The 23917-nt window shown below is 44.4% G+C and carries 26 protein-coding genes and 1 tRNA gene; 26 read left to right on the top strand and 1 reads right to left on the bottom strand.

Annotation, left to right across the window (positions count from 1 at the left end; genetic code table 11):
* The first annotated feature begins 74 nt into the window (after positions 1 to 74).
* The 25 genes from ACNQGS_RS06580 to ACNQGS_RS06460 all read left to right on the top strand — a co-directional run bounded on the left by ACNQGS_RS06580 (position 75) and on the right by ACNQGS_RS06460 (position 22144).
* Positions 75 to 1016: an ABC transporter permease subunit gene (locus tag ACNQGS_RS06580; RefSeq protein ID WP_491486635.1), complete on the top strand. Its 942-nt coding sequence runs from the start codon at positions 75 to 77 to the stop codon at positions 1014 to 1016.
* 2 nt (positions 1017 to 1018) lie between these two features.
* Entirely contained in the window at positions 1019 to 1924 is a 906-nt protein-coding gene (locus ACNQGS_RS06575; protein WP_491486634.1) for an ABC transporter permease subunit, read from the top strand.
* Positions 1925 to 1998: 74 nt separating this feature from the next.
* Complete coding sequence (locus ACNQGS_RS06570) at positions 1999 to 2313, top strand: magnetosome magnetite crystal formation protein family (protein ID WP_464491520.1); 315 nt, start codon at positions 1999 to 2001, stop codon at positions 2311 to 2313.
* A gap of 42 nt (positions 2314 to 2355) precedes the next feature.
* Positions 2356 to 3462: a DUF4097 family beta strand repeat-containing protein gene (locus ACNQGS_RS06565; protein WP_491486633.1), complete on the top strand. Its 1107-nt coding sequence runs from the start codon at positions 2356 to 2358 to the stop codon at positions 3460 to 3462.
* Positions 3463 to 3532: 70 nt separating this feature from the next.
* Entirely contained in the window at positions 3533 to 3901 is a 369-nt protein-coding gene (locus tag ACNQGS_RS06560; protein ID WP_491486632.1) for a phage holin family protein, read from the top strand.
* A 168-nt stretch (positions 3902 to 4069) separates the two neighbouring features.
* The gene (gene hprK, locus ACNQGS_RS06555) at positions 4070 to 5005 is read left to right on the top strand and encodes an HPr(Ser) kinase/phosphatase (RefSeq protein ID WP_491486631.1); all 936 of its coding nucleotides are present in this window, start codon (positions 4070 to 4072) and stop codon (positions 5003 to 5005) included.
* A 66-nt stretch (positions 5006 to 5071) separates the two neighbouring features.
* Complete coding sequence (gene lgt / locus ACNQGS_RS06550) at positions 5072 to 5887, top strand: prolipoprotein diacylglyceryl transferase (RefSeq protein ID WP_491486630.1); 816 nt, start codon at positions 5072 to 5074, stop codon at positions 5885 to 5887.
* A 62-nt stretch (positions 5888 to 5949) separates the two neighbouring features.
* Entirely contained in the window at positions 5950 to 6885 is a 936-nt protein-coding gene (locus ACNQGS_RS06545; RefSeq protein ID WP_491486629.1) for a nucleoside recognition domain-containing protein, read from the top strand.
* Positions 6885 to 7523 carry a pyrophosphatase PpaX gene (gene ppaX / locus ACNQGS_RS06540; protein ID WP_491486628.1) on the top strand — a complete coding sequence of 213 codons (639 nt, stop codon included), beginning with the start codon at positions 6885 to 6887 and terminating at the stop codon, positions 7521 to 7523. Before ACNQGS_RS06545 ends, ppaX begins: the two co-directional genes overlap by 1 nt.
* Before the next feature lie 23 nt (positions 7524 to 7546).
* Positions 7547 to 8080, top strand: coding sequence for an acyltransferase (locus tag ACNQGS_RS06535; RefSeq protein ID WP_491486627.1), 534 nt, complete (start codon positions 7547 to 7549; stop codon positions 8078 to 8080).
* A gap of 392 nt (positions 8081 to 8472) precedes the next feature.
* Positions 8473 to 9642 (top strand): ATP phosphoribosyltransferase regulatory subunit, encoded by a 1170-nt coding sequence (locus ACNQGS_RS06530; protein WP_491486626.1) that lies wholly within the window; start codon positions 8473 to 8475, stop codon positions 9640 to 9642.
* The gene (hisG, locus tag ACNQGS_RS06525; protein ID WP_491486625.1) at positions 9639 to 10268 is read left to right on the top strand and encodes an ATP phosphoribosyltransferase; all 630 of its coding nucleotides are present in this window, start codon (positions 9639 to 9641) and stop codon (positions 10266 to 10268) included. Before ACNQGS_RS06530 ends, hisG begins: the two co-directional genes overlap by 4 nt.
* 3 nt (positions 10269 to 10271) lie before the next feature.
* Positions 10272 to 11546, top strand: a complete 1275-nt coding sequence (gene hisD, locus ACNQGS_RS06520; protein WP_491486624.1) for a histidinol dehydrogenase — start codon at positions 10272 to 10274, stop codon at positions 11544 to 11546.
* Positions 11547 to 11558: 12 nt separating this feature from the next.
* Positions 11559 to 12146, top strand: coding sequence for an imidazoleglycerol-phosphate dehydratase HisB (gene hisB, locus ACNQGS_RS06515; protein WP_491486623.1), 588 nt, complete (start codon positions 11559 to 11561; stop codon positions 12144 to 12146).
* Between the two features lie 61 nt (positions 12147 to 12207).
* Positions 12208 to 12834, top strand: coding sequence for an imidazole glycerol phosphate synthase subunit HisH (hisH, locus tag ACNQGS_RS06510; protein ID WP_491486622.1), 627 nt, complete (start codon positions 12208 to 12210; stop codon positions 12832 to 12834).
* The gene (hisA, locus tag ACNQGS_RS06505; RefSeq protein WP_491486621.1) at positions 12831 to 13559 is read left to right on the top strand and encodes a 1-(5-phosphoribosyl)-5-[(5-phosphoribosylamino)methylideneamino]imidazole-4-carboxamide isomerase; all 729 of its coding nucleotides are present in this window, start codon (positions 12831 to 12833) and stop codon (positions 13557 to 13559) included. Before hisH ends, hisA begins: the two co-directional genes overlap by 4 nt.
* 21 nt (positions 13560 to 13580) lie before the next feature.
* Positions 13581 to 14342: an imidazole glycerol phosphate synthase subunit HisF gene (gene hisF / locus ACNQGS_RS06500; RefSeq protein WP_491486620.1), complete on the top strand. Its 762-nt coding sequence runs from the start codon at positions 13581 to 13583 to the stop codon at positions 14340 to 14342.
* A gap of 54 nt (positions 14343 to 14396) precedes the next feature.
* Positions 14397 to 15026 (top strand): bifunctional phosphoribosyl-AMP cyclohydrolase/phosphoribosyl-ATP diphosphatase HisIE, encoded by a 630-nt coding sequence (gene hisIE, locus ACNQGS_RS06495; protein WP_491486619.1) that lies wholly within the window; start codon positions 14397 to 14399, stop codon positions 15024 to 15026.
* A gap of 317 nt (positions 15027 to 15343) precedes the next feature.
* Positions 15344 to 16840, top strand: a complete 1497-nt coding sequence (locus tag ACNQGS_RS06490; protein ID WP_491486618.1) for a tetratricopeptide repeat protein — start codon at positions 15344 to 15346, stop codon at positions 16838 to 16840.
* A 245-nt stretch (positions 16841 to 17085) separates the two neighbouring features.
* A complete protein-coding gene (trxB, locus tag ACNQGS_RS06485; protein ID WP_491486617.1) occupies positions 17086 to 18036 on the top strand; it encodes a thioredoxin-disulfide reductase in 951 nt (316 codons plus the stop codon).
* A 360-nt stretch (positions 18037 to 18396) separates the two neighbouring features.
* Positions 18397 to 18855: an 8-oxo-dGTP diphosphatase gene (locus tag ACNQGS_RS06480; protein ID WP_491486616.1), complete on the top strand. Its 459-nt coding sequence runs from the start codon at positions 18397 to 18399 to the stop codon at positions 18853 to 18855.
* Positions 18856 to 18876: 21 nt separating this feature from the next.
* Complete coding sequence (rapZ, locus tag ACNQGS_RS06475) at positions 18877 to 19773, top strand: RNase adapter RapZ (RefSeq protein WP_491486615.1); 897 nt, start codon at positions 18877 to 18879, stop codon at positions 19771 to 19773.
* Positions 19770 to 20753 carry a gluconeogenesis factor YvcK family protein gene (locus ACNQGS_RS06470; RefSeq protein WP_423799569.1) on the top strand — a complete coding sequence of 328 codons (984 nt, stop codon included), beginning with the start codon at positions 19770 to 19772 and terminating at the stop codon, positions 20751 to 20753. The genes rapZ and ACNQGS_RS06470 overlap by 4 nt, the downstream gene beginning before the upstream one ends.
* A 106-nt stretch (positions 20754 to 20859) precedes the next feature.
* Positions 20860 to 21810 carry a DNA-binding protein WhiA gene (gene whiA, locus ACNQGS_RS06465; RefSeq protein WP_491486613.1) on the top strand — a complete coding sequence of 317 codons (951 nt, stop codon included), beginning with the start codon at positions 20860 to 20862 and terminating at the stop codon, positions 21808 to 21810.
* Positions 21811 to 21886: 76 nt separating this feature from the next.
* Complete coding sequence (locus tag ACNQGS_RS06460) at positions 21887 to 22144, top strand: HPr family phosphocarrier protein (protein WP_491486612.1); 258 nt, start codon at positions 21887 to 21889, stop codon at positions 22142 to 22144.
* Positions 22145 to 22864: 720 nt separating this feature from the next.
* On the opposite strand, the gene clpP is transcribed toward ACNQGS_RS06460, so the two are convergent.
* A complete protein-coding gene (gene clpP / locus ACNQGS_RS06455; RefSeq protein ID WP_378583067.1) occupies positions 22865 to 23467 on the bottom strand; it encodes an ATP-dependent Clp endopeptidase proteolytic subunit ClpP in 603 nt (200 codons plus the stop codon).
* A gap of 247 nt (positions 23468 to 23714) precedes the next feature.
* On the opposite strand from clpP, the gene ACNQGS_RS06450 reads away from it, so the two are divergent.
* Positions 23715 to 23786 (top strand) — tRNA-Arg (locus ACNQGS_RS06450).
* Positions 23787 to 23917 lie beyond the last annotated feature (131 nt).

Here is a 23917-nt window from a genome sequence, read left to right as displayed (position 1 = left end):
CTTCCTGAAATTGAAAACAATTCAAGAAATTGGTAAAATAGTAGTTAGATAGACTAAATAAAGGAGATTACCCAATGATATTGCGCAGAATCCTTCAGCAATTTCTATTATGGATGATTACCATTTTCTTATTTTTAACGTTGTTATTCCTGCCGCGCACAACAGAGTATCAAACCGGGCCAAGAGGGATGTTTTTAAGTGCAAAATACTCCTATACTATTGAAGCTCACGTTGACCAGTTCAAAGAATTCTTTCACTATATAAAGGAAAACAAAGGTCTTGGCACTGTGTACAATGGTTTTTCCCTGACAGAAAATATTTGGCGGACCTTTAAAAAGAGCATGCTGATTACAATTCCGGCGCTTCTCATGGGCTTTTTTCTGGGCATTGCCAAAGGGATATTCGATTATAGGATCAGGGACAAAAAAGGAAAACTGCTGGGGGTCAGCACGACAAGATTCTTCCTCTCCGTCCCCGACTTATTTTTAATCATTGCCTTGCAGCTTCTCATCATGGAGGCTTATGAAGCCGGAATTCTGCCCCATATCAAAGTGTATGGCAGCGGCGAACCGAGCGTCGTCGTTCTTGACATCATTTTTCTGGCCATTTATCCGTTATTTTACATCGCGAACATCACCTTTTTCAGCATCCGCGACGAGCAGGGGATGGACTACATACGAACCGCTTTTTCGAAGGGAACTTCCTCACTTAAAGTGCTGTACCGCCATGTCTTAAAAAATAGTTTCCTTAAAATCTTGAGCCACTCCAACACCATTACCCTTTACACACTATCAAACTTGTTTATTGTCGAATATTTAACCAACTATCGCGGAGCCGCCTACTTTTTCTATGAAACCGTAACCTCGCCAGCGTCTTTTGTAACCGGCCAGCATTTCAAGGTTGGGGTGTACCCGGCCGCAGGGTACATCATCCTGTTTACTGGCTTTATTTTTGTGGCGAAAATTCTGACGGAAATTGCCAGGGGACTGGTTTCTCCGCTGGAAAGGAATCGATAGACATGAAGAATTGGAAGCTATGGGTAAGCTCGCTGTTTTTGCTGCTGCTGGTATTTATAATGTTTGCCGGTCCCTACCTGCCATTTGTTGATCGAAACCTGGAACAAACGGGAGTGGTGAAAACAGAAGAGGGTAAGTTTATTCTGCCGCCGATTCCGCCGCGTGAAGGATTTCCGCTCGGCACCGACAAATATGGGGTGGACATCCTTAGTCAGATTATCCTAGGGGCAAAAGAAACATTGGCAATTGTCGTAAGTGTGGTCATCATCCGATATATTTTGGCCATCCCGCTTGCTATCGGGGCGTTTTACTCAAGGCTCTTGGAAAAACTGCTTCACGGCTGGCAGCAGCTGTTTTCCTTTATGCCGCCCATTTTTTTCGTGTCCTTTTTCGTCACGCTGCCATTTATCTTTTTTTCGGAAAATCGCGGTCCCTGGATGATTGCAGTCATTGCCATCCTCGAAACAGGAAGGGTAGCCGACGTCATTCTCCATCACATGAAGGAAACAAAGCGGAGGCCGTATATTGAAGCGGGCATTGCGGCCGGCGGTTCGCCGTTTAGTCTTTTTAAAAAATACTATCTGCCCGTCGTCATTCCAACTATTATTATCTTAATTATCAACGATATGGGACGAGTACTCTTTTTAATAGCGCAACTTGGGGTCGTTCATATTTATGTGACGCATAAATTTGTTACCTTAGAGGGTGGTTCATATGAGGTTGTGAATACATCCTTGGCCTGGCCGACGATGTTTAGGACCATCACCGCTGACATTTTTACCTATCAATGGATTCCGTTTTCTGTCATCGGTGCCATCGCCATCACCATTTTTTCTCTTAATCTATTTGCCGACGGACTGCAGAAGTTTTTTGAAAATAAATACCGAACGTACCGGGCGGATTTATAAAAAGCAGCGACTTCAAAATTTCGAAACCTTTCCCGGCCCAATCCGTAAATAAAGGATAAGGGGTGGTGGAGAAAATGGAATCGAGAAAAGTTCTATCAAGTCTGTGTTATTTCAGCATTTTTTTTGCGGGATTTCTTTTCCCATTGGTTGTTTATTTTGCATCAGGGGATGAAGTTACCAAAGGGCATGCCAAAAAATCATTGCTGTCGCATGTGCTGCCGGCCGTTTTAACGCCTTTGGCTGTTGTGGCTTTTATTTTTGATTTTGCCAACTTCGAAAATCAATTCCCTTTTGTTTTTATTATTAGTCTGATTGTCCTTGCGATCATATGGGTCGTTGTGATCATATGGAACATTATAAAAGGCGTAAAGGTCTTAGTGGCTGAATAATATTTTATGAAGAAAAATATTAAACCTTAGAGGGTGGAAACCATGAAAGAGGAACGTACGCGAATTTTAAAAATGGTCGAAGAGGGTAAGCTGTCAGTTGAGGAAGCCTTAACCTTGCTCGAAGAATTGGAGAAGGCTCAAGCTGCGATGGAGCAAAAGCAGGCGCAAATTCTAAATGAGCTATCATCGGCCGTTCACTTTGAGGAGGCAAAAAAGGAAGATCCTGTTTTTGCTAAGTATCAATCGACAAAGGAAAAGATTTTTGAATTTGTCGATAGTGCCTTGAAAAAAATAAAAGAGATTGATTTGGACCTGAATTTTGGCCATTCCCATGAAATTTCGCATATTTTTCACCATGGCAATGTAGAACTTAAGGACATGGATATTGACCTTGCGAATGGCTCTGTGAAACTCGTTGCTTGGGATCAGCCGGATGTTCGGGTGGAGTGCCAGGCAAAGGTTTATCGCGTTGACAATCAGGATCAGGCCCGCCAAAACTTTTTACGGGATGTTACGTTTACAGTGGAGTCCGAAAAGCTGAGCTTTTTAACCCAGCAAAAATGGATGAAGGTGGAAGCCGTGATGTTCGTGCCCAAAGCGCAGTATGATAAGGTACGGGTGCGAATCTTTAATGGCTCCATTTCCGGTGGTGATATTAATGTAAATGATTTGCGAGTGAAAACCGCAAATGGAAAAATTAAGCTGGAACAGCTCACAGGTACGAAAGCAGAGATAGAAACAGCGAACGGGAAAATCAAGGTCAAGAACAGCTGCTTTGATGAGCTCGAGGCCGAGACGATAAATGGTTCGATAAAGCTTGATGGTGATTTTAAAAAGGCGGAGGCCCAATCCTTTAATGGGCACGTCAGCGTGAACTTGAGTGGTGACCGCTGCGAATGGATTCATGCCAAAACAACGTCAGGCCCAATTGATTTGTATGTCCCGGAGAGCCTGCCGGTAAATGGTGAGCTTAAGACCAACCTGGGCGGCTTTAACCTGAAGCTTGTCGGTGTACAAATTTTAGATGAAAAGAGTGAAATGATTCAAAAATCGCTTCGCTTCGAGTCCGTCAATCATCCTGATAAAATGTTAAAGATCTACGCCGACTCCAAATCGGGTTCGATTTCATTGCAAAAATCGTTTGAATAATTGTGGCTTTTGTAAATATATTTAAATGAACAAGCTTTAATTAATTTTTTTGTTATAGGAGTTTGGTTATATGAGATGGCTGATTGGATGTTTGATCAATGCAGTATTGTTCATGGCGTTTGCCGGTTATTTTCACGATAGCTTATATCTGACAGGATTTTGGGCAGCGCTGCAGGCCAGCATTCTTTTGTCCATCTTAAATATACTAGTACGTCCATTGCTGATCCTGTTCACTCTTCCGGTGACGGTCCTGACAATGGGGTTGTTCCTGTTCGTGATTAATGCGATGACGCTTGAGCTGACAGACTATTTAATGGGAAATGCATTCGAAATCTCCGGATTCGGCATGGCCCTCTTTTTCTCCTTGCTCATGTCGCTCATCAATATTATCTTGCAAAAAACGATTATGGACTCAGACAGATCTTCAAGGAAGAAATAAACGAAATACCCGCCCCAAACTGGGGGCGGGTATTTTTGTATGGAGACACGTTACACATTTAAACAACTAAAGTATGGTTTCGATAAAAAAAATGTTAAAATAGGAGCAAATTGATTTTTTGATGTAGTTTGTTTTGAAATGAGTGGAAATTTGAAGGAGGTAGCTTCCTTGCCTAAGGTCCGTACAAAAGATGTGTTAGAAAAATTTCAGCTTGAATTGATTTGCGGAGAAGAGGGTATTAATCGCCCGATTACGATGAGTGATATTTCCCGGCCTGGAATTGAAATGGCCGGTTACTTTGAATATTACCCGGCAGAACGCATTCAGCTTTTAGGAATGACAGAGTTATCTTTTTTCGAAGAGCTTCCTGAAAGAGATAAAGCTTCCAGAATGGAGCGGCTATGCACCGATATCACACCGGCTATTATTGTGACGAGAGGCTTGGAGGTTCCTCCTGTGTTGATTGAAGCAGCAGAGCGGGAATCTGTACCGGTTCTCAGAACCACTTTAAAGACGACCCGGTTCTCAAGCCGTCTGACCAATTATTTGGAAAGTAAACTGGCGCCTACCACGGCTGTGCATGGGGTATTGGTGGACGTTTACGGCATTGGTGTGTTAATTACCGGAAAAAGCGGCGTCGGTAAGAGTGAAACAGCGCTGGAGCTTGTTAAGCGCGGACACCGTCTCGTTGCCGACGACTGCGTAGAAATCCGTCAGGAGGACCAGGACACACTGGTGGGAACGTCACCGGAATTAATTGAGCATTTATTGGAGATCCGCGGCCTAGGCATCATCAACGTGATGACGCTGTTCGGTGCTGGGGCTGTCCGCAGCAACAAACGGATTACGCTTATCATCAACCTGGAAATCTGGGATGCCAAGAAGCAATATGACCGCCTTGGCTTGGATGAAGAGAAAATGAAAATCATCGATACTGAGGTAACGAAGCTGACCGTACCGGTCCGTCCAGGACGGAACATTGCCGTCATCATTGAAGTGGCAGCCATGAACTACCGCCTCAAACGTATGGGTGTCAATGCCGCTCAGCAATTTACCGACCGCCTGTCCGACGTTATCGAAGATGTCGAGCATGAAGAGATGTAAAGGGAAGGAATTCGTGGCGGAACTAATGAACCACATGAACAGTTTTAATAGGAAGAGGAGAATTAGATGAACGAAAATATTCAGCCGCTAAACCCTATCGCCTTTTCGCTTGGTCCCATCCAGGTGCATTGGTATGGGATTATCATAGGCTCCGGCCTTGCTCTTGCCTTGTACCTGGCAATTCGTGAAGGAAACCGGCGCGGTCTGCCGAAGGATACGTTTGCCGATTTAATGCTTTGGGCGATTCCAATTGCCATCATTTCCGCCCGCATTTATTATGTTATTTTTGAATGGGGCTATTACAAAAACCACCTGGCGGACATTCCGCAAATTTGGAACGGTGGAATTGCTATTCACGGCGCCTTGATTGGTTCCGTCCTGACGGCGTACATTTTTTCAAAAAAACGGGGGATTTCTTTTTGGAAAATTGCCGACATTGCTGCGCCCAGCCTCATCCTCGGGCAGGCTATCGGCCGCTGGGGCAATTTCATGAACCAGGAAGCCCACGGCGGAGAGGTTACCCGTGCCTTCCTTGAAAATTTGCATTTGCCGGAATTTATTATTAACCAAATGTACATTAACGGGGCTTATTATCATCCAACATTTTTATACGAATCGCTTTGGGACTTCGCCGGTTTTATTCTGTTAATGCTTCTTCGCCGCGTTAATTTCCGCCGCGGGGAATTGTTCTTAACGTATGTGATCTGGTACTCCATCGGCCGCTTCTTCGTAGAAGGCCTTCGTACAGATAGCTTAATGCTCGGCAGCCTGCGCATGGCACAAGCTATTTCGATTGCGCTAATTGTTAGTGCGATTATCATTTTAATTTATCGCCGGAAAAAACAGCTGTCGGAAACAAGGTATTTGGAGCAGGCAAACTAGGTTCTTAAAATTATTAGATAAAATGAAATAACATGTAAAACATAAAAGGGAGTTTTGGGGAAATGCTGTTCAACTCGATTAAAAACGGACTGCTGTCCGGCTTAAAGACAACTTGGACATTGGGCAAAATCATTTTTCCAGTTACGTTGATCGTCGCCGTGCTGCAGTATACACCAGTATTGCCGTGGGTCATCAAGGTGATTTCCCCGCTGATGAAGCTTTTGGGACTCTCTGGAGATGCCGCCATTCCGCTTGTTCTTGGCAATTTCCTAAACCTTTATGCGGCAATCGGAGCCATATTGACACTCGATTTTTCTGTAAAAGAAGTGTTTATTTTAGCCGTGATGCTATCCTTTTCACACAACTTATTTATCGAATCCGGTGTTGCGATGAAGGCTGGCGTCAAGCTTTGGGTCGTCCTGACAACAAGGCTGGGATTGGCGATTGTTTCTGCTGCGGTGATTAATCTTGTCTGGCATGGCGGCAGCGCCCCAGCCAAGTACGGTTTAATCGAAGCGCAAACAGGGCATCCATCAAGCCTCGGCGGAATCTTTTTACAGGCGATTGAAAAAGCGGGCCTCGGTATCCTGCAACTCGCGATGATTGTTATTCCGCTTATGGTGGTCATTCAGATTTTGAAGGATATTAACTGGTTGAAAAAGTTTTCGAAAACGATGGCTCCTGTTACCAAATCGCTTGGCATGCAGGAGAATACCTCCACGACCATGGCTGCAGGTCTCTTGTTCGGGCTGGCGTACGGTGCAGGCGTCATGATTCAAGCCGTTAAAGAGGATGGAGTTAGCCATAAAGACGTAACCTTAGCATTTATTTTTCTCGTCGCCTGCCATGCAGTTGTCGAGGATACATTAATTTTTGTACCGTTAGGCATCCCGGTTTGGCCGTTGTTCTTGATCCGGCTGGGGGTAGCGATTATCTTAACCTTAATCGTCGGCACCATTTGGCGGCGGTCAGGTCTACTAAGAAAGGAAGCGGCATAGTGAAAATTACTACACTCCTATTTGATTTAGATGGAACCTTGATTGATACAAATGAATTAATTATCGCATCGTATTTGCATACATTGGAAAAATTTTATCCCGGCAAGTATCAGCGCGAGCATGTCTTGCCGTTCATGGGTCCAACTCTCAGTGAGGCGTTTAGCACCGTAGACCCCGAGCAGGTAGACGATATGATTGCTGAGTACCGGGCATTTAATGTTGCAAATCATGATGCCTTTGTGAAAGAATTCCCTGGTGTATTTGAAACAATTCAAACTTTGAAGGAAAAGGGCTATAAGCTTGCGATCGTTACGACTAAACGTCTTGATGTGGCGATGATGGGACTGCGATTGACGAAGATGGATTCGTTTTTTGATACGGTCATTGCTTTGGACCATGTCACAAAGGTCAAGCCTGATCCAGAACCAATTTTGAAAGCATTGGAACAACTTGGTTCGTCTCCATCTGAAGCGATGATGGTCGGCGATAATCTCCACGATATTTTAGGCGGGAAAAATGCCGGTGTGTTGACGGCAGGAGTCGCTTGGTCAGCTAAAGGCCGCAATCACATTGCCGAGCAAAATCCAGATTACATCTTAGAGGAAATGCCGGATTTGTTAAAAATCCTTGATAAATAAAAAATCCTCGGAGAGTGAGAAGTATGAGGAAAACGACCCGCTACCCTGTCAAGGGCGCGAACTCCCTTTGGCAGGTTTACAAAACGGTGTCTTTCTGGAAGGTTGCCAAAAATTTTATTGTTATTCAATTGGCGCGCTATACTCCTTTTATGAGTGTGAAAAACTGGCTGTATCGAACTTTTCTTGGCATGAAGGTAGGGGAAAAGACTTCGTTTGCGCTGATGGTTATGCCGGATATTATGTTCCCGGAAAAAATCAGCGTTGGCCGCAACACGGTCATCGGTTTTAATACGACGATCCTTGCCCATGAGTATTTGATAGAGGAATACCGATTGGGTGAAGTTATCATCGGAGACGAAGTGATGATCGGCGCCAACTCGCTTATCATGCCCGGGGTGACGATTGGCGACGGGGCCATTGTCTCAGCGGGTACGATGGTACATAAGGATGTTCCACCCGGCTATTTTGTCGGGGGTAACCCAATGCAGGTCATTTATACAAAAGAGCAGCAGGCCGATCGCTGGGCCGATGATCCGATTTATGGAAAAAAAGAATAATTGAAATGGAAGTCTGGTCTGGGGTGTTTGACCAGGCTTTTTTTGATAGTTGGTTTTTGTGATTCGGCGGATACTTACAGGGCTACGGCGGATTTTCAGATAAAATTGGCGGATACGTTCCCTACTTTGGCGGATAACACTCTAAAAATGGCGGGTAGTTGCCAGTCTGACCTTTTGAAAGCAACCTTTTTGGGGTATAAAATCCAGAATCCGGCGAATAATACATAAGATTTGGCGAATCAGCCAATACCCCCAGCCAGAAATCCCACAAAAAGTCTTTATATTCAATGTTTTTTCATTGACGAAAACCACGACAAGGTTTAAACTACATATAATTAACTTTAATTCTCTAATACATTAGCAGACTAAAGTGTTCGAAAAGGATGGGAAAGATGAGCCGCTTGTTTATGTTTGAAAAGCCTTTAGGGATGCGGGATACGCTCCCAGAATTATATGAAAAAAAGCATCAAGTACGTTCCTCAATTGCGGATACGATGAAGCTTTGGGGCTATCAATTTATTGAAACCCCGACTCTTGAATACTATGAAACCGTTGGCGCGGCATCGGCGATTCTCGATGCGCAGCTTTTTAAATTACTTGATAAAGAGGGGCATACCCTCGTTCTACGGCCGGAAATGACAACCCCGATTGCACGCGTAGCGGCTTCCAAGTTATTAAATGAGGACTTGCCGGTTAGATTGGCGTACTCGGCAAATGTATACCGGGCCCAGCAGCGCGAGGGCGGCCGGCCTGCTGAATTTGAGCAGATTGGTGTCGAATACTTGAATGACAATACCGTATCCTGCGATGGTGAGACGATCGCTTTATTAATTTCTTCTTTAAAAAAAGCAGGCTTGTCAGAATTTCAAGTTTCAATCGGACATGTCGGGTTTTCCCAGGAACTGTTCATGCAGATTCTTGGCACCAACGGCAGGGCTACAGCACTAAGGAAGTTTTTATATGAAAAAAATTATGTCGGCTATCGCGAAAGCGTACAGTCGTTCAACCTCTCTTCAATTGATAAACAAAGGCTGTTGAAGCTGCTTCAGCTAAGGGGTGGCGATGAGGTGATTGAATATGCCTTGGACGTTATTGAAAATGACAAAGGCAAGCAGGCAATCACAGAATTACAAGAGCTGTGGGATGTCATTAAGGATTATGGTGTCGAAGAGCATGTGAAGTTTGATTTTTCAATCGTCAGTCATATGAGCTACTATTCTGGCATTTTATTTGAGGTTTATGCCGGGAATGTCGGCTTTCCGATTGGCAACGGCGGCCGCTACAGCTTACTTGAGAAGTTTGGAAAAAATGCAACTGCAACAGGGTTTGCGGTCCGGCTTGATATGCTGCTCGAGGCAATGGGAGGCGGCCAAACGGAAACTACCGGGCATTGCATTTTGTTCAGTCAGGAACGGCGGAAGGAAGCCTTCGAACTTGCTCGGAAACTGCATGAGGAAGGAACCAGAACAGTGCTTCAGGATATTACAGGCGTTAAAGACATAGATGCTTTTACTAAAAAATTCGCCGAAACGACCTTTTTAATCGGAGGTGGACAGCGATGAACGATGTATTGACGATTGCCATGCCAAAGGGCCGAATTTTTGAAGAAGCGGCGGAATTGCTGCGGAAAGCAGGCTATAAACTTCCACCGGAATTTGATGATTCCCGTAAACTCATCATCGATGTTGCCGAGGAAAACCTGCGCTTCATTCTCGCAAAGCCAATGGATGTGGCTACCTATGTCGAGCACGGCGTTGCCGATGTCGGGATTGCCGGAAAAGACGTATTGCTCGAAGAAGAGCGCGATGTCTATGAGCTTCTTGATTTAAAAATCAGCTATTGCTATTTAGCAGTTGCAGGGCTTCCTGATACTAAAATGAACGATGTGGCACCAAGAGTGGCGACGAAATATCCGAATGTTGCTGAAGCGTATTTCCGTGAGCAGGGGGAGCAAGTCGAAATCATTAAATTGAATGGCTCCATCGAACTCGCCCCGATCATCGGGTTATCTGACAGAATTGTTGACATTGTCTCTACCGGCCGGACCCTAAAGGAAAACGGGCTTGTGGAATACGAAAAAATTGTTGATATTACGTCAAGACTCGTTGTAAATCCAGTCAGCTACAGAATTAAAGATGCGCAAATTGACGACCTAGTCGCACGTCTTCATGAAGTTGTGGGGGGTTAATAAATGAAAATACAAAGAGTGCAGGATCTAATTTCGATAAAAAGATCAATTGAAGCAGGGACCTCCGAGCAGCAAGCTGTTGTCAAAGGAATCATCGCTGATGTCCGCAGCCGTGGGGACGAGGCATTAAGTGAATATACAGAGAAATTCGACCGTGTAAAGTTATCTTCTTTTTCCGTAACAGACGAGGAAATTGAAGAAGCCTACGGGAAGGTCGATGAGCAATTTATTTCCATCGTTCGTGAGGCAGCGGAAAATATCCGTACATACCACGAAAAACAGCTTCGTCCTTCCTGGATGACGACGGAGGAAAATGGCACAATTCTTGGTCAAAAAATTACCCCGCTTGATTCAGTCGGCGTATATGTGCCGGGTGGAACGGCTGCTTACCCTTCATCGGTGCTGATGAACGTGGTTCCAGCAAAAGTTGCCGGTGTGAAAAGGATTGTCATGGTTTCCCCGCCGGATGCGGATGGGAAACTTCCTGCAGCGGTACTTGTTGCCGCAAAGGAAGCAGGTGTCGTAGAAATTTACAAGGCTGGCGGAGCCCAAGCCGTGGCGGCGTTAGCGTACGGTACGGAAACCATTCAAGCCGTAGATAAAATCACCGGTCCGGGAAATATTTATGTTGCGCTTGCTAAACGCGAAGTATTCGGCGATGTCGACATCGATATGATTGCGGGCCCAAGTGAGATTGCTATTTTAGCAGACGAAACAGCCAGTGCAGACGAGGTGGCAGCTGATCTGTTATCCCAGGCGGAGCACGACCCGCGGGCCTGCAGTGTATTGGTAACACCGTCATTGGAGTTGGCCGAAGCGGTTGCAGCAGAGGTTGAAAAGCAGATTGCTGTGCTGCCACGAAGAGAAATTGCCGCCCGATCAATTGCGGATTATGGAGCTATCTATGTAACGGAAAATATCGATGAGGCGGTTGAAACGGTTAACCAGCTAGCGCCAGAACACCTTGAAGTGATGACAGCAAACGCAATAGAGCTGTTGGGGAAAATTCGTCATGCCGGAGCCATTTTTATCGGACGATACAGTTCTGAACCAGTTGGCGACTATTTTGCCGGACCGAATCACGTGCTGCCGACAAATGGAACGGCTCGCTTTTCGAGCCCGCTCAATGTCGATGATTTTCAAAAGAAATCCAGTGTTATTATATATAGTGAAAAAGCATTAAAGGCTAACGGTGCAAAAATTGCTGCATTTGCCAGGATGGAAGGGCTTGAGGCCCACGCTCGCGCCGTTGAGACGAGATTAAAAAACGATAACTAGTGGGGTGAGCTCGTGGAACGAGTTGCAAGTGTGGATAGAAAAACAAATGAAACGAAAATAAAGCTGACGTTTGAAGTAGATGGCGAAGGAAGTTCCAACCTGGAAACAGGGGTACCATTCTTAAGCCACATGCTCGATTTGTTTACAAAACACGGACAATTTAATTTAACAGTGGATGCAAATGGTGATATTGAAGTCGATGACCATCACACTACGGAGGATATCGGCATTTGTCTGGGACAGGCGCTTCGTGAAGCCCTTGGCGACAAACGTGGTATCAAACGTTATGGCAATGCTTTTGTTCCGATGGATGAAGCATTGGCGCAGGTAGTGGTCGATCTTAGCAATCGCCCGCATTTGGAAATGCGTGCGGAGTTCCCTGGCCAGAAGGTAGGAACCTTCGATACCGAATTGGTTCATGAGTTTCTCTGGAAGCTAGCCCTAGAGGCCCGGATGAATCTCCATGTAATCGTCCATTATGGAAAAAATACACACCACATGATTGAGGCTGTTTTTAAAGCACTTGGCCGGGCACTCGATGAAGCCACAACCATCGACCCGCGCATCAAAGGTGTTCCATCTACAAAAGGAATGCTGTAGATTTTAGAAAATTCGGGGAGTATCAGGCACCGCGTGCCACTGCACCAGAAAGGATGTTTATATGATCGGTATTGTAGATTATGGCATGGGGAATTTATTTAGTGTCAGCAAGGCGCTGGAACGTCTGGGGGCAGATTATTTCATTTCAGCCAATCATAGGGAGTTGCTTGAGGCTGATGCTCTGATTTTGCCTGGGGTTGGTGCCTTTCGTGATGCGATGGAGCGCCTGCCGGCAGATACAATTAAGGAATTTGCGGCAACCGGCAAACCGCTTTTAGGCATTTGCCTTGGCATGCAGTTATTGTTTGAAAACAGTGAGGAAAATGGTTTTACAGAAGGTCTTGGTCTCTTGCCGGGCAGTGTCCGCCGTTTCCCTGGCCGCTCCGAGAACGGTGAACCATACAAGGTTCCCCACATGGGCTGGAATCGGCTTGAATTCGTGAAGGAATCGCTGCTTACTAGCAATTTGGAAGAGAATTATGTCTACTTCGTTCATTCGTATTTTGTGAATGCGGAAAACTCTGAGGTCCTTATTGCCAAAGCGGATTACCATGAACAGGTTTCCGCTGTTGTCGGCCGCGATAACATTTTCGGAATGCAATTCCATCCCGAAAAAAGCAGTCGGCTTGGAATGGCCCTACTTGATAATTTTTTAAAAATAGCAGTTGAAAGGAAGGCGGTACGATGACATTCACCATTTATCCCGCAATAGACATGCGGGGCGGGAAATGTGTCCGCCTTCTGCAAGGCGATTACGACAAAGAAACAGTTTACGGCGATTCCCCATTTGACATGGCTAAGACCTTCGCGGCAGATGGCGCCGAGTGGATCCATATGGTAGACCTAGACGGGGCTAAGGATGGCAAGCGGGTAAATGACCGTTTTGTGATTGAGGCGGCTCAGCAGCTCGCTAATGTGAAAATTCAAATCGGCGGCGGGATTCGTTCAGAGGCGGATATTGCCCATTATTTAGAGAATGGTGTTGACCGAGTTATTATCGGAAGCATTGCGGTTTCCAATCCGGAGTTCGCTATTGATATGATTAAAAAGTTCGGTGGGCGGATTGCCGTTGGAATCGATGCAAAAAATGGCTATGTGGCTACACATGGTTGGCTCGACACTTCTGAGGTGAAGGCGGTCGAGCTTGGGAAACGCTTCGCGGATGCTGGGGCTGAGACCTTTATTTTTACCGATATTGCCACAGACGGAATGCTTTCAGGACCCAATATTGCAGCTGTCAGTGAACTGGCTGAAGTTACTGGCAAAAACGTCATTGCCTCAGGCGGAGTGAGCAGCCTTGCGGATTTACAGTCCCTATCCACGGCAAAAGGCATCGGTGGAGCAATCGTTGGCAAGGCCCTTTATGAAAAAAGATTTACCTTAAAGGAAGCTTTAAAAATTGGTCAGCTTTAAAACAAGGGCGGGGGAGAAATCATGACTTTAACGAAAAGAATTATACCCTGCTTGGACGTGAAGGACGGGCGGGTAGTAAAGGGAATTCAATTTGTCCAGCTGCGCGACGCCGGCGATCCGGTAGAACTGGCGCGGATTTACGATGAGCAAGGGGCCGATGAGCTTGTGTTTCTTGATATCTCGGCTTCGGTTGAGGGACGAAAGACAATGGTTAAGGTCGTTAAGGCGGTTGCCTCCGAATTGGCCATTCCTTTTACGGTTGGCGGCGGCATCAATTCATTGGAAGATATGAAAAAAATTCTTCGAGCCGGGGCAGATAAGGTTTCTTTGAATACTGCGGCGGTCCAGAATCCGGAACTTATTCGCGAAGGGGCCGACTTTTTCGGATCCCAGTGTATCGTTGTAGCCATTGATGCAAAATATGATTCCGAGATCGGGACTTGGAGGGTATACACACATGGCGGCCGAAAGCCAACTGAAAAGAAGGTAATCGATTGGGCGCGGGAGGCAATGGAGCTAGGCGCGGGTGAAATTTTGCTGACGAGCATGGACAGCGATGGTGAGAAAAATGGCTTTGACCTCTCTCTTACGAAGGCGGTCAGTGAAGCCGTTACGATTCCGGTGATTGCCTCAGGCGGTGCCGGAAATGCAGAGCACTTTGCTGAAGCCTTTTTGGAAGGTAAAGCCGATGCCGCACTTGCCGCATCCATTTTTCATTACAAGGAAACTTCAGTGCAGGAAGTTAAAAGCTATTTGCACGAAAAGGGACTGGCTGTACGTTAAATCTTAGTTTTATTATATAAATAAGTTGATTTCAAAAAAGGAAGTGAAGGTCCGATGAATCCGGACACTATCAAATTTGACGAAAAGGGATTAGTCCCTGCCATTATTCAGGATGCAGAAACATTAGAAGTTTTGACGCTTGCTTATATGAATAAAGAGTCGCTTGCGAAAACATTGGAAACAGGTCAAACCTGGTTCTTCAGCCGCTCCCGCCAGGAATTGTGGCATAAGGGGGAAACAAGCGGCAATACGCAGTCTGTAGTCAGCATTAAGTACGATTGCGATCAGGATGCCTTATTAGTGCTTGTGAATCCTAAAGGACCAGCATGCCATACAGGAGCGGTCAGCTGTTTTTCAGGGGAAGAGGTAGCGGATAGAAAATCGAGTTTGGGCGATTATCAAATTCTGCAAACCCTTGAAAAAGTCATCTTGGACCGTGAACAGGAGCGTCCGGAAGGCGCGTATACCACTTACCTTTTTGAAAAAGGTGTCGATAAAATTTTGAAAAAGGTCGGCGAGGAAGCTGCCGAAGTCATCATCGCAGCAAAAAACCGCGACCATGGAGAACTGAAATGGGAAGCAGCGGACTTGCTTTATCACCTGCAGGTATTGCTGGTGGAACAAGGCCTTCCATTCAAAGAAGTATTACGTACATTGGAAGAAAGACACAAGGACCGGTCCTGATTTTGGACCGGTTTTTCTATTTGAAAATACCTATTTGGGGGATGGATTCGTTCCTTTTAATGGTTTGGCGGATAACTATTAGCTCTTGGCGGATATCAACCATAATTCAGCGGATAAACCTGCAAGTTCGGCGGATATCTCCGTGATTTAGGCGGATAATGAACAAATTTCGGCGGATACCCCTTTTTAACAAACATCCAACAGGTGCCAAGCACTGCCCGGAAATTTTTCCATACCGCCCAAAGCTCTAAATCCTTCTCGTACAAGAGTCAATTGTGTTATACTACATTAGTTATGAAAGGATGATGGAGGACTGCATGAGTAAAGACGCAAAAGCAAGAATGCAAAAGGGGAAAATACTCTCATTTGTTCCTACAGGGGAATATTATTTCAAGAAAGGAATTAAGGCATACCATCGCCGTGATTTTTTCAAAGCGAAAAAATATTTAGGACGGGCGCTGCAGCTTGAACCGGGCGAACCGATGATTGCGTGCCAGCTGGCCATTGTATCGACTGAACTTGGCGAGTTTGAAGATTCCAACCGACTCCTGCATCTCATCCTTGAAGATCTTGACCATGAAATGGTGGAGTGCCACTACTTCTTAGCAAATAATTATGCCCATTTGGGATTTTTTAAAGATGCTTATCACCATGCCAACTTGTATATGGAATTGGATGCAGGTGGGGATTTTTCAGAGGATGCGGAGGAATTGCTTGAGCTTCTCGCATTGGAGTCGGATGATTTGGCTGAAGAGTTCTTTCAGCAGGACGACCTAATCGTTAAACAGGAGCAGGCTCGCGAGTTGCTCGAATCAGGTTATTTCCCAAAAGCGATAGAACTATTAAAGGAAGTCATCAAGGAGTACCCGGAATACTGGTCTGCCTACAACAACCTAGCGCTCGCTTATTTCTATTTAGGCAAAGCCGAGAAGGCGGACGCCATCTTAAATGATGTTTTGAAAAAGAACCCCGGGAATCTGCACGCGCTATGCAATAAAATGATATTTGCCCATTATCAAGGGCGTATAAAATATGTCAATGAGCTGTTTGATAGCTTGAAAAAAATTCAGCCGCTTTTAAGCGAGCACCAATTTAAGCTCGGAACCTCTTTCGCGCTTGTCGGCGAATATGAGCATGCTTATGTTTGGCTGAAAAAATTATATAAAAACGGCTTTGATGGGGATGGCCCGTTTTATTATTGGCTCGCCTATTCTGCTTATTTTACAGGCAGGGAAGTTTTTGCCCAAAACGTTTGGAAAAAGCTGCTTGAAATTAATCCTGACAAAGAAGGCCAGGAACCGTGGAATACAAATGAGCAGGACCGTGCAAACGGATTTGAGGACCATTCCGGCTCGATTTTTCAAAAACTAGAAAGCGATTATGTCGAGGAACGGTTATTTGCTCTATTCCTGACAACTGTTTCGGATAAAAAGGATGAAATTATCACCTCAAAGCGCCTTTTTCAAAATCAGAAATTTACGGCGCTGGAGAAGGAATACATCTCGTTAATCCGGTCGGGAAGACCGTCACGGACGGCCGATGCGCAGGAAGTCGCTGAGCTGTTTTATGAAAACCATCAGCCAATTGGGACAATTGAGGCCGGTTTATATTTAATGTGGTTTTCCGTTTTTGTGGAAATGTTTAAAGCAAATATGCAATTGAAAAATAAAAGCGCCTGGGCAGGTGCAGTCGAGTACGTATGGCACAGGCTGCGCAGTGAAAAAGTGTCCCAGCAGGAAATTGCACAGCGCTACGGAACCTCATCGGCAACAATCGGAAAATACGTAAAGTTAGTCAACGAGCTTTTAAATTAAAATCACCCCAAAATCGCCGAAGTAGACTAGCTCCAGCGCCTAGCCCCTCGAGGTCATAAGCCAACCGTCAAGAAGGTTAAAAAGCAACCTTCTCGCCGGCTTGTCTTATGCTTGTCGGGGCTGGTCAAGGCGCTTCCGCTTTCTGATTTTGAGCAGATTTTTGGACTATAGATCAATTGTTTAATACGATTAAGTTGGGAAAGCTAAACTTAATCGTTTTTTTTATACAAGGAGTGAAAACGACCATGACTGAAGAAAAAATTTATGATGTCATCATTGCTGGGGCGGGTCCTGCCGGGATGACAGCTGCTGTATATACATCACGTGCAAATCTATCGACCCTCATGATTGAACGGGGAATGCCGGGCGGCCAGATGGCCAATACCGAGGATGTTGAAAACTATCCGGGTTTTGAAAGCATTTTAGGTCCGGATTTATCAACGAAAATGTTTGAGCATGCGAAGAAGTTCGGTGCCGAATATGCTTATGGTGACATTAAAGAAGTTATTGATCATGGCGATTATAAACTGGTCAAAGCCGGATCAAAGGAATATAAAGCCTACTCCGTCATCATTACAACAGGTGCAGAGTATAAAAAAGTCGGAGTGCCAGGCGAAAAAGAGCTTGGCGGCCGCGGAGTATCCTATTGTGCCGTCTGTGACGGAGCATTTTTCAAAAATAGAGAGCTTTTTGTCATCGGCGGAGGGGACTCTGCAGTTGAAGAGGGTGTATACTTAACTCGATTCGCATCTAAGGTTACCATCGTGCATCGCCGTGACCAGCTTCGCGCACAGAAAATTCTTCAAGACCGTGCCTTTGCCAATGAAAAGGTTGATTTTATTTGGAATCATACTATTAAATCAATTAATGATAAGGACGGTAAGGTTGGCAGTGTGACATTGGTATCAACAGTGGATGATACAGAACAAACCTTGCCTGCTGATGGCGTGTTCATTTATATCGGAATGGTGCCGCTATCTAAACCATTCGAGAGCTTAGGCATCACAAACGAAAATGGCTACATTGAAACAAACGAAAAAATGGAAACAAAGGTGCCGGGCATTTTCGCTGCAGGAGATATTCGTGAAAAAACACTCCGCCAGATTGTAACGGCTACTGGCGACGGCAGTATTGCCGCCCAAACAGCCCAACACTATGTGGAAGAATTGAAAGAGGAAATGAAACTGAAAAAATAATCAAAAAGTTTCCCAACATTTTTTACAAAAAGTTAATCCTGTTTTAATTCAACTGTAACAGTAGTGAAATAAAAATATAGTATGATTATGGAAATTGACCCCCTTTAAAAATATATACCTTTTCTGCACAGGTCCAGCAGCCTGTGCTCTTTTTTTGTGTTCAGCAAGAAAGCTACATAATAAATATGGGAACTCGCCAATCTGGCTCTAATTGTAATATTTGTAAGATGTAATTTGCAGAAATATCAATTTTCAATTGATTGTGAGCGGGTTATAAAAATAGTATAATGAGAAGAATATATGAAGTTGTTATCTTAAGATATTTTGCAATATGTGTTTATATAAAGAGGGTGAAATGTTGTGCAGCGGGTCACCAATTGTGTGTTAATTAGAGAAAATAAGGTATTGTTGCTGCAAAAACCGCGGCGTGGCTGGTGGGTGGCACCTGGCGGAAAAATGGAGCCGGGCGAGTCTGTTCGGGATTCCTGCATCCGGGAATACCGTGAAGAAACTGGCGTGTATTTAAAAAATCCCCAGCTAAAAGGAATTTTTACGATGATTATGATGGAGGGCGACCAGCTTCTGTCGGAGTGGATGATGTTCAGCTTTGTGGCCCATGATTCCGATGGCTTGGACCTTGATGAGTCGGATGAAGGCAAGCTTGAATGGCATCCTTTTGACCAAATAAAAGGCTTGCCGATGGCTGCTGGAGACTACCATATTATCGATTATATGATCCACGGCAAGGGTATGATTTACGGTACTTTTACTTATACAAAAGACTTTCAGCTGATTAGTTACCGATTAGATCCAGGTTAATTCGAAATAGGAGGAATCAAAATGAGTACCGGTTCGACAAGCGATATCCAAATGGTCATTATTACTGGCATGTCCGGCGCAGGGAAAACAGTCGCCATCCAAAGCTTTGAGGATTTAGGATTCTTCTGTGTCGATAATCTGCCTCCTACTTTACTCCCAAAATTTCTAGAACTTATGAAGGAATCAGGGAATAAAATGAATAAAGTTGCCCTTGTCATGGACCTGAGGGGTCGGGAATTTTTCGATCATCTTTTTAAAGCGTTGGATGATAATCTTGCAGAAACCTCCTGGGTTACACCGCAGATTTTATTCCTTGATGCGGATGATGCCACATTGGTCCGCCGCTATAAGGAAACAAGACGGTCCCATCCACTCGCCAAATCAGGGTCACCTCTTGAAGGTATTACCCTTGAACGGGAGCTTCTTGAGGAGTTAAAAGGCAGGGCACAATTAATTTACAACACTTCCCAGATGAAACCGCGGGAATTACGTGAGAAGATATTAACGGAGTTTACGGCAAATAAACAATTAATTTTTACAGTTAACGTTATGTCGTTCGGTTTTAAACACGGCATTCCCATTGATGCCGACCTTGTTTTTGATGTGCGTTTTTTGCCCAATCCGCATTATATTGACCATATGCGCCCGAAAACAGGACTCGACGAGGATGTCTCCAGCTATGTCTTAAAATGGAACGAAACACAGAAATTTTTGGAAAAAGTAACAGACCTTCTGAGTTTCATGCTTCCTCATTACAAAAGGGAAGGCAAGGCCCAATTGGTGATTGCGATTGGCTGTACGGGCGGCCAGCATCGTTCTGTGGCGCTCGCTGAATACATCGGCCGATTTTTCCAAAAGGATTATAAGACGATTGTTTCTCACCGTGACATCGAGAGGAGAAAGGAAAAGACAACATGAGAGAATTTGGGCAGCCTAGAATTGTCGTCATTGGAGGAGGCACAGGGTTACCTGTTTTGCTTAGAGGCTTAAAGCAGTATCCTGTTGATATTACCGCTATTGTCACCGTAGCTGACGATGGCGGCAGTTCAGGCCGAATCCGTGAGGACCTGCATGTTCCTCCGCCGGGTGATGTCCGTAATGTTTTGGTGGCACTTTCCGATGTGGAGCCTCTCGTTGAGGAAATGTTCCAGCACCGGTTTAAGACGTCAAACGAACTATCCGGCCATTCGCTTGGCAACCTGATTATCGCCGCGATGACCTCGATAACCGGTAATTTTGTTCATGCGATTCAGGAGATGAGCAAGGTTCTGAATGTAAGGGGAAAAGTGCTGCCTGCTGCCAACCAAAGTGTTGTGTTGCATGCAGAAATGGAGGATGGGACGATTGTATCAGGAGAATCGAAAATTCCCTACTCCGGTAAAAAAATTAACCGGGTTTTTTTGACCCCAAAGCAAATCCGGCCGCTTCCGGAAACGATTCAGGCCATCCGCCAAGCCGACCTGATTATTCTTGGACCGGGCAGTTTATATACGAGTCTATTGCCTAATCTGCTGGTGCCACGGCTAGGCGATGAGGTTTGCCGGTCACATGCCAAAAAGGTTTATATTTGCAATTTGATGACACAGGCCGGCGAAACGCACGGCTATACTGCCAGCGATCATGTGCGAGCCATTTATGATCATTTGAGCAGCGCGTTTATTGATACGATACTCGTGAATAATGAAGAGATTCCGCAGGATGTTCAGCTTCGCTACAATGAGGAATTGGCCCATCCTGTCCTCTACGATGTGGATCGGTTAACCGAGCTTGGGCTGGAGACGGTTTATGCCGACATTGCCAATCTAGAAAACGGTGCACTCAGGCATGACCCGAAGAAGGTCGCCAAAATTTTATATAATTTGTTAATAAATGAAACCAAAAGACGTTATGAAGCGTAAATAAGTTAATATTATTTAAAAAGCTTATTTAACATGTTCTTTTTTGAAAGAAATTACTTTCAAAAAGGAATATTTATGTTAGTGTTGGTCATAAGGAGGTGAGGGAATGTCTTTCGCTTCGGAAACGAAAAAGGAATTAACGAACTTGGAAGTGAAATCCTGCTGCAGCCGTTCTGAGCTTTCAGCGCTGATCCGCATGAACGGTTCCCTTTCCTTTTCAAATCGAAAAATCATTGTCGATATTCAAACCGAAAATGCTGCGATTGCCAGAAGAATTTATACATTGATTAAAAAGAATTACCAGGTTCAGGTTGAGCTGCTCGTCCGCAAAAAAATGCGCTTGAAAAAGAACAATGTTTACATTGTGCGCTTGGCAGAGCAGGCAAGGGAAATTCTCGAGGATACAAAAATCCTTGGTGAGGGTTTTACCTTCATCCATAATATCTCCCCCGAACTGATAACAAAGAAGTGTTGTAAGCGTTCTTATCTTCGTGGTGCGTTTTTGGCCGGAGGTTCTGTGAATAACCCGGAAACATCCTCCTATCACTTGGAAATTGCTTCACTATATAAGGAGCATAATGATTCCTTATGTGAATTGATGAATACATTTGACTTGAATAGCAAAACGCTTGAGCGCAAAAAAGGCTATATTACGTACTTAAAAGAGGCTGAAAAGATAACCGAGTTTTTAAATATTATTGGCGCGCATAATGCCCTGCTCCGCTTTGAGGATGTCCGAATTGTCAGGGACATGCGTAATTCCGTTAACCGCCTGGTAAACTGCGAAACCGCCAATCTTAATAAAACCATCGGAGCCTCAATCAGGCAGGTCGAAAACATACGGTTCATTGATCAAACGGTTGGCCTGCAGATTTTACCTGATAGATTAAGGGAAATTGCCGAGCTTCGGTTAAATTATACAGACGTTACCTTAAAGGAACTAGGTGAAATGGTTTCCGGCGGGTCTATTAGCAAATCCGGCATCAATCATCGCCTGCGTAAAATTGATGAAATTGCCGAAAGGCTGCGGGTCGGAGAAATGCCATCGGTGAAGTAGATATAATTTTAAAATAGTTTGTTAGTGAATGAGCATTCATTTAATATTATAGTGGGATAATGAGGAGGAATTTGAAATGTTGGTAAAAGAAGTAGAAGTTAAATTAAGAACTGGTTTACAGGCGCGTCCTGCCGCCCTATTTGTACAGGAGGCGAACCGATTTTCGGCAGATATTTTCCTAGAGAAGGATGGCAAGAAAGTAAATGCCAAAAGCATTATGGGCTTAATGAGCCTGGCTGTCGGCTCTGGTGTTGTTATTAACATTATTGCAGACGGCTCTGATGAAGAAACCGCCATTCAGGCATTATCTGAGTTTATTCAGAAGGATCATTAAGGAATAAAGGGTTTTGGCTATAGTGGTGCCAAGCCCTTTTTTGTTATGGCGGCTATTTTCGTATAGTTAGTAATCGATAAATCTAGTCATAATGCCTTGGACTGACCTTTTTTTTATTAATTGGTATTTATGCGTCATTCATAACGCCTGGAGCAGAAAACAATCGGAGAGTTCGGTAGTTATAAATCGTTCATAACGCCAGGAGCAGAAAACAATCGGAGAGTTCGGTAGTTATAAACCGTTCATAACGCCCGGAGTATGAATAAATCGGAGAGTTCGGTAGTTATAAACCGTTCATAACGCCCGGAGTATGAATAAATCGGAGAGTTCGGTAGTTATAAACCGTTCATAACGCCTGAAGCAGAAAACAATCGGAGAGTTCGGGAGTTATATATCGTTCATAACGCCTGAAGCAGAAAACAATAGGAGAGTTCGGTAGTTATAAACCGTTCATAACGCCTGAAGCAGAAAACAATAGGAGAGTTCGGTAGTTATAATTCGTTCATAACGCCCGGAGCAGAAAACAATCGGAGAGTTCGGGAGTTATAAATCATTCATAACGCCCGGAGCAGAAAACAATCGGAGAGTTCGGTAGTTATGAACCATTCATAACGCCCGGAGTATGAATAAATCGGAAGTTCGGTAGTTATGGACGGTTATAACACCCTTTAGGACGAAAAAAAAAGCAATCGGCTTGCTGCCGATTGCCCGTTTTAAGTATTATTTTTCTTTCTTATCAAGAATATTGCGTGTAATGATGTTGTCAATTAAGCCATATTCTTTCGCTCTTTCAGCAGTCATGAAGTTATCGCGATCAGTATCTTGGCGAAGTACTTCGATTGGCTGGCCAGTGCGCTCAGCTAAAATGCCGTTTAGTTTTTCACGAAGGAATAAAATGCGCTTAGCAGCAATTTCAATTTCAGTAGCCTGACCTTGAGCTCCGCCCAGCGGCTGGTGAATCATTACTTCAGCGTTTGGTAATGCAAAACGCTTGCCCTTTTCCCCAGCGGCAAGTAAGAATGCACCCATTGAAGCTGCCATACCGATACATACAGTGGATACATTTGGCTTAATATACTGCATCGTATCATAAATGGCCATTCCAGCGGTGATGCTTCCGCCCGGGCTATTAATATAAAGAGTAATGTCCTTTTCAGGATTTTCCGCTTCAAGGAACAACAACTGCGCTACAATGCTGTTGGCAACATTATCATCAATACCGCTGCCAAGCATGATAATTCGGTCTTTTAATAAACGGGAATAGATATCGTATGCCCGTTCGCCGCGATTCGTTTGTTCAATGACTGTAGGAATCAAATTCATTTTTCTTCCTCCTTTGAATAAAAAATGTAAAAAGCTTATGTATTGTTATCATACACTGATGGTCAATAAAGGTCAAACAATTCAGCTTGAAAAATGTTCGACAACTTTCCCTCATACAGCATAACCAATCGCGAGCGGTTTTAAAACTATTTTTTAGCTTTGGAGAAAGGATTAACCGTTAAATATTCTATTAGCTCTTGCCAAAATAGAAATAATGAAATATAATATGTAAGTCGCTAATAAATTTGCCCTCGTGGTGCAACGGATAGCACGTAAGATTCCGGTTCTTAAAATGTGGGTTCGATTCCTGCCGAGGGCGTCATAGAAGCTTCCTGTTCTTTTACGACAGGGGGCTTTTATTTTTTAAAAAAATTTCTCTCTTCCCCGCAAATCCTTCTAACCAACTAATTCCCATTCACGAATTCCCCGCTTTCATGTAAAATAAAACAG

The organism is Neobacillus sp. PVCKKU3, from assembly GCF_058323225.1.
This window is presented reverse-complemented; position numbering and strand designations above follow the sequence as displayed.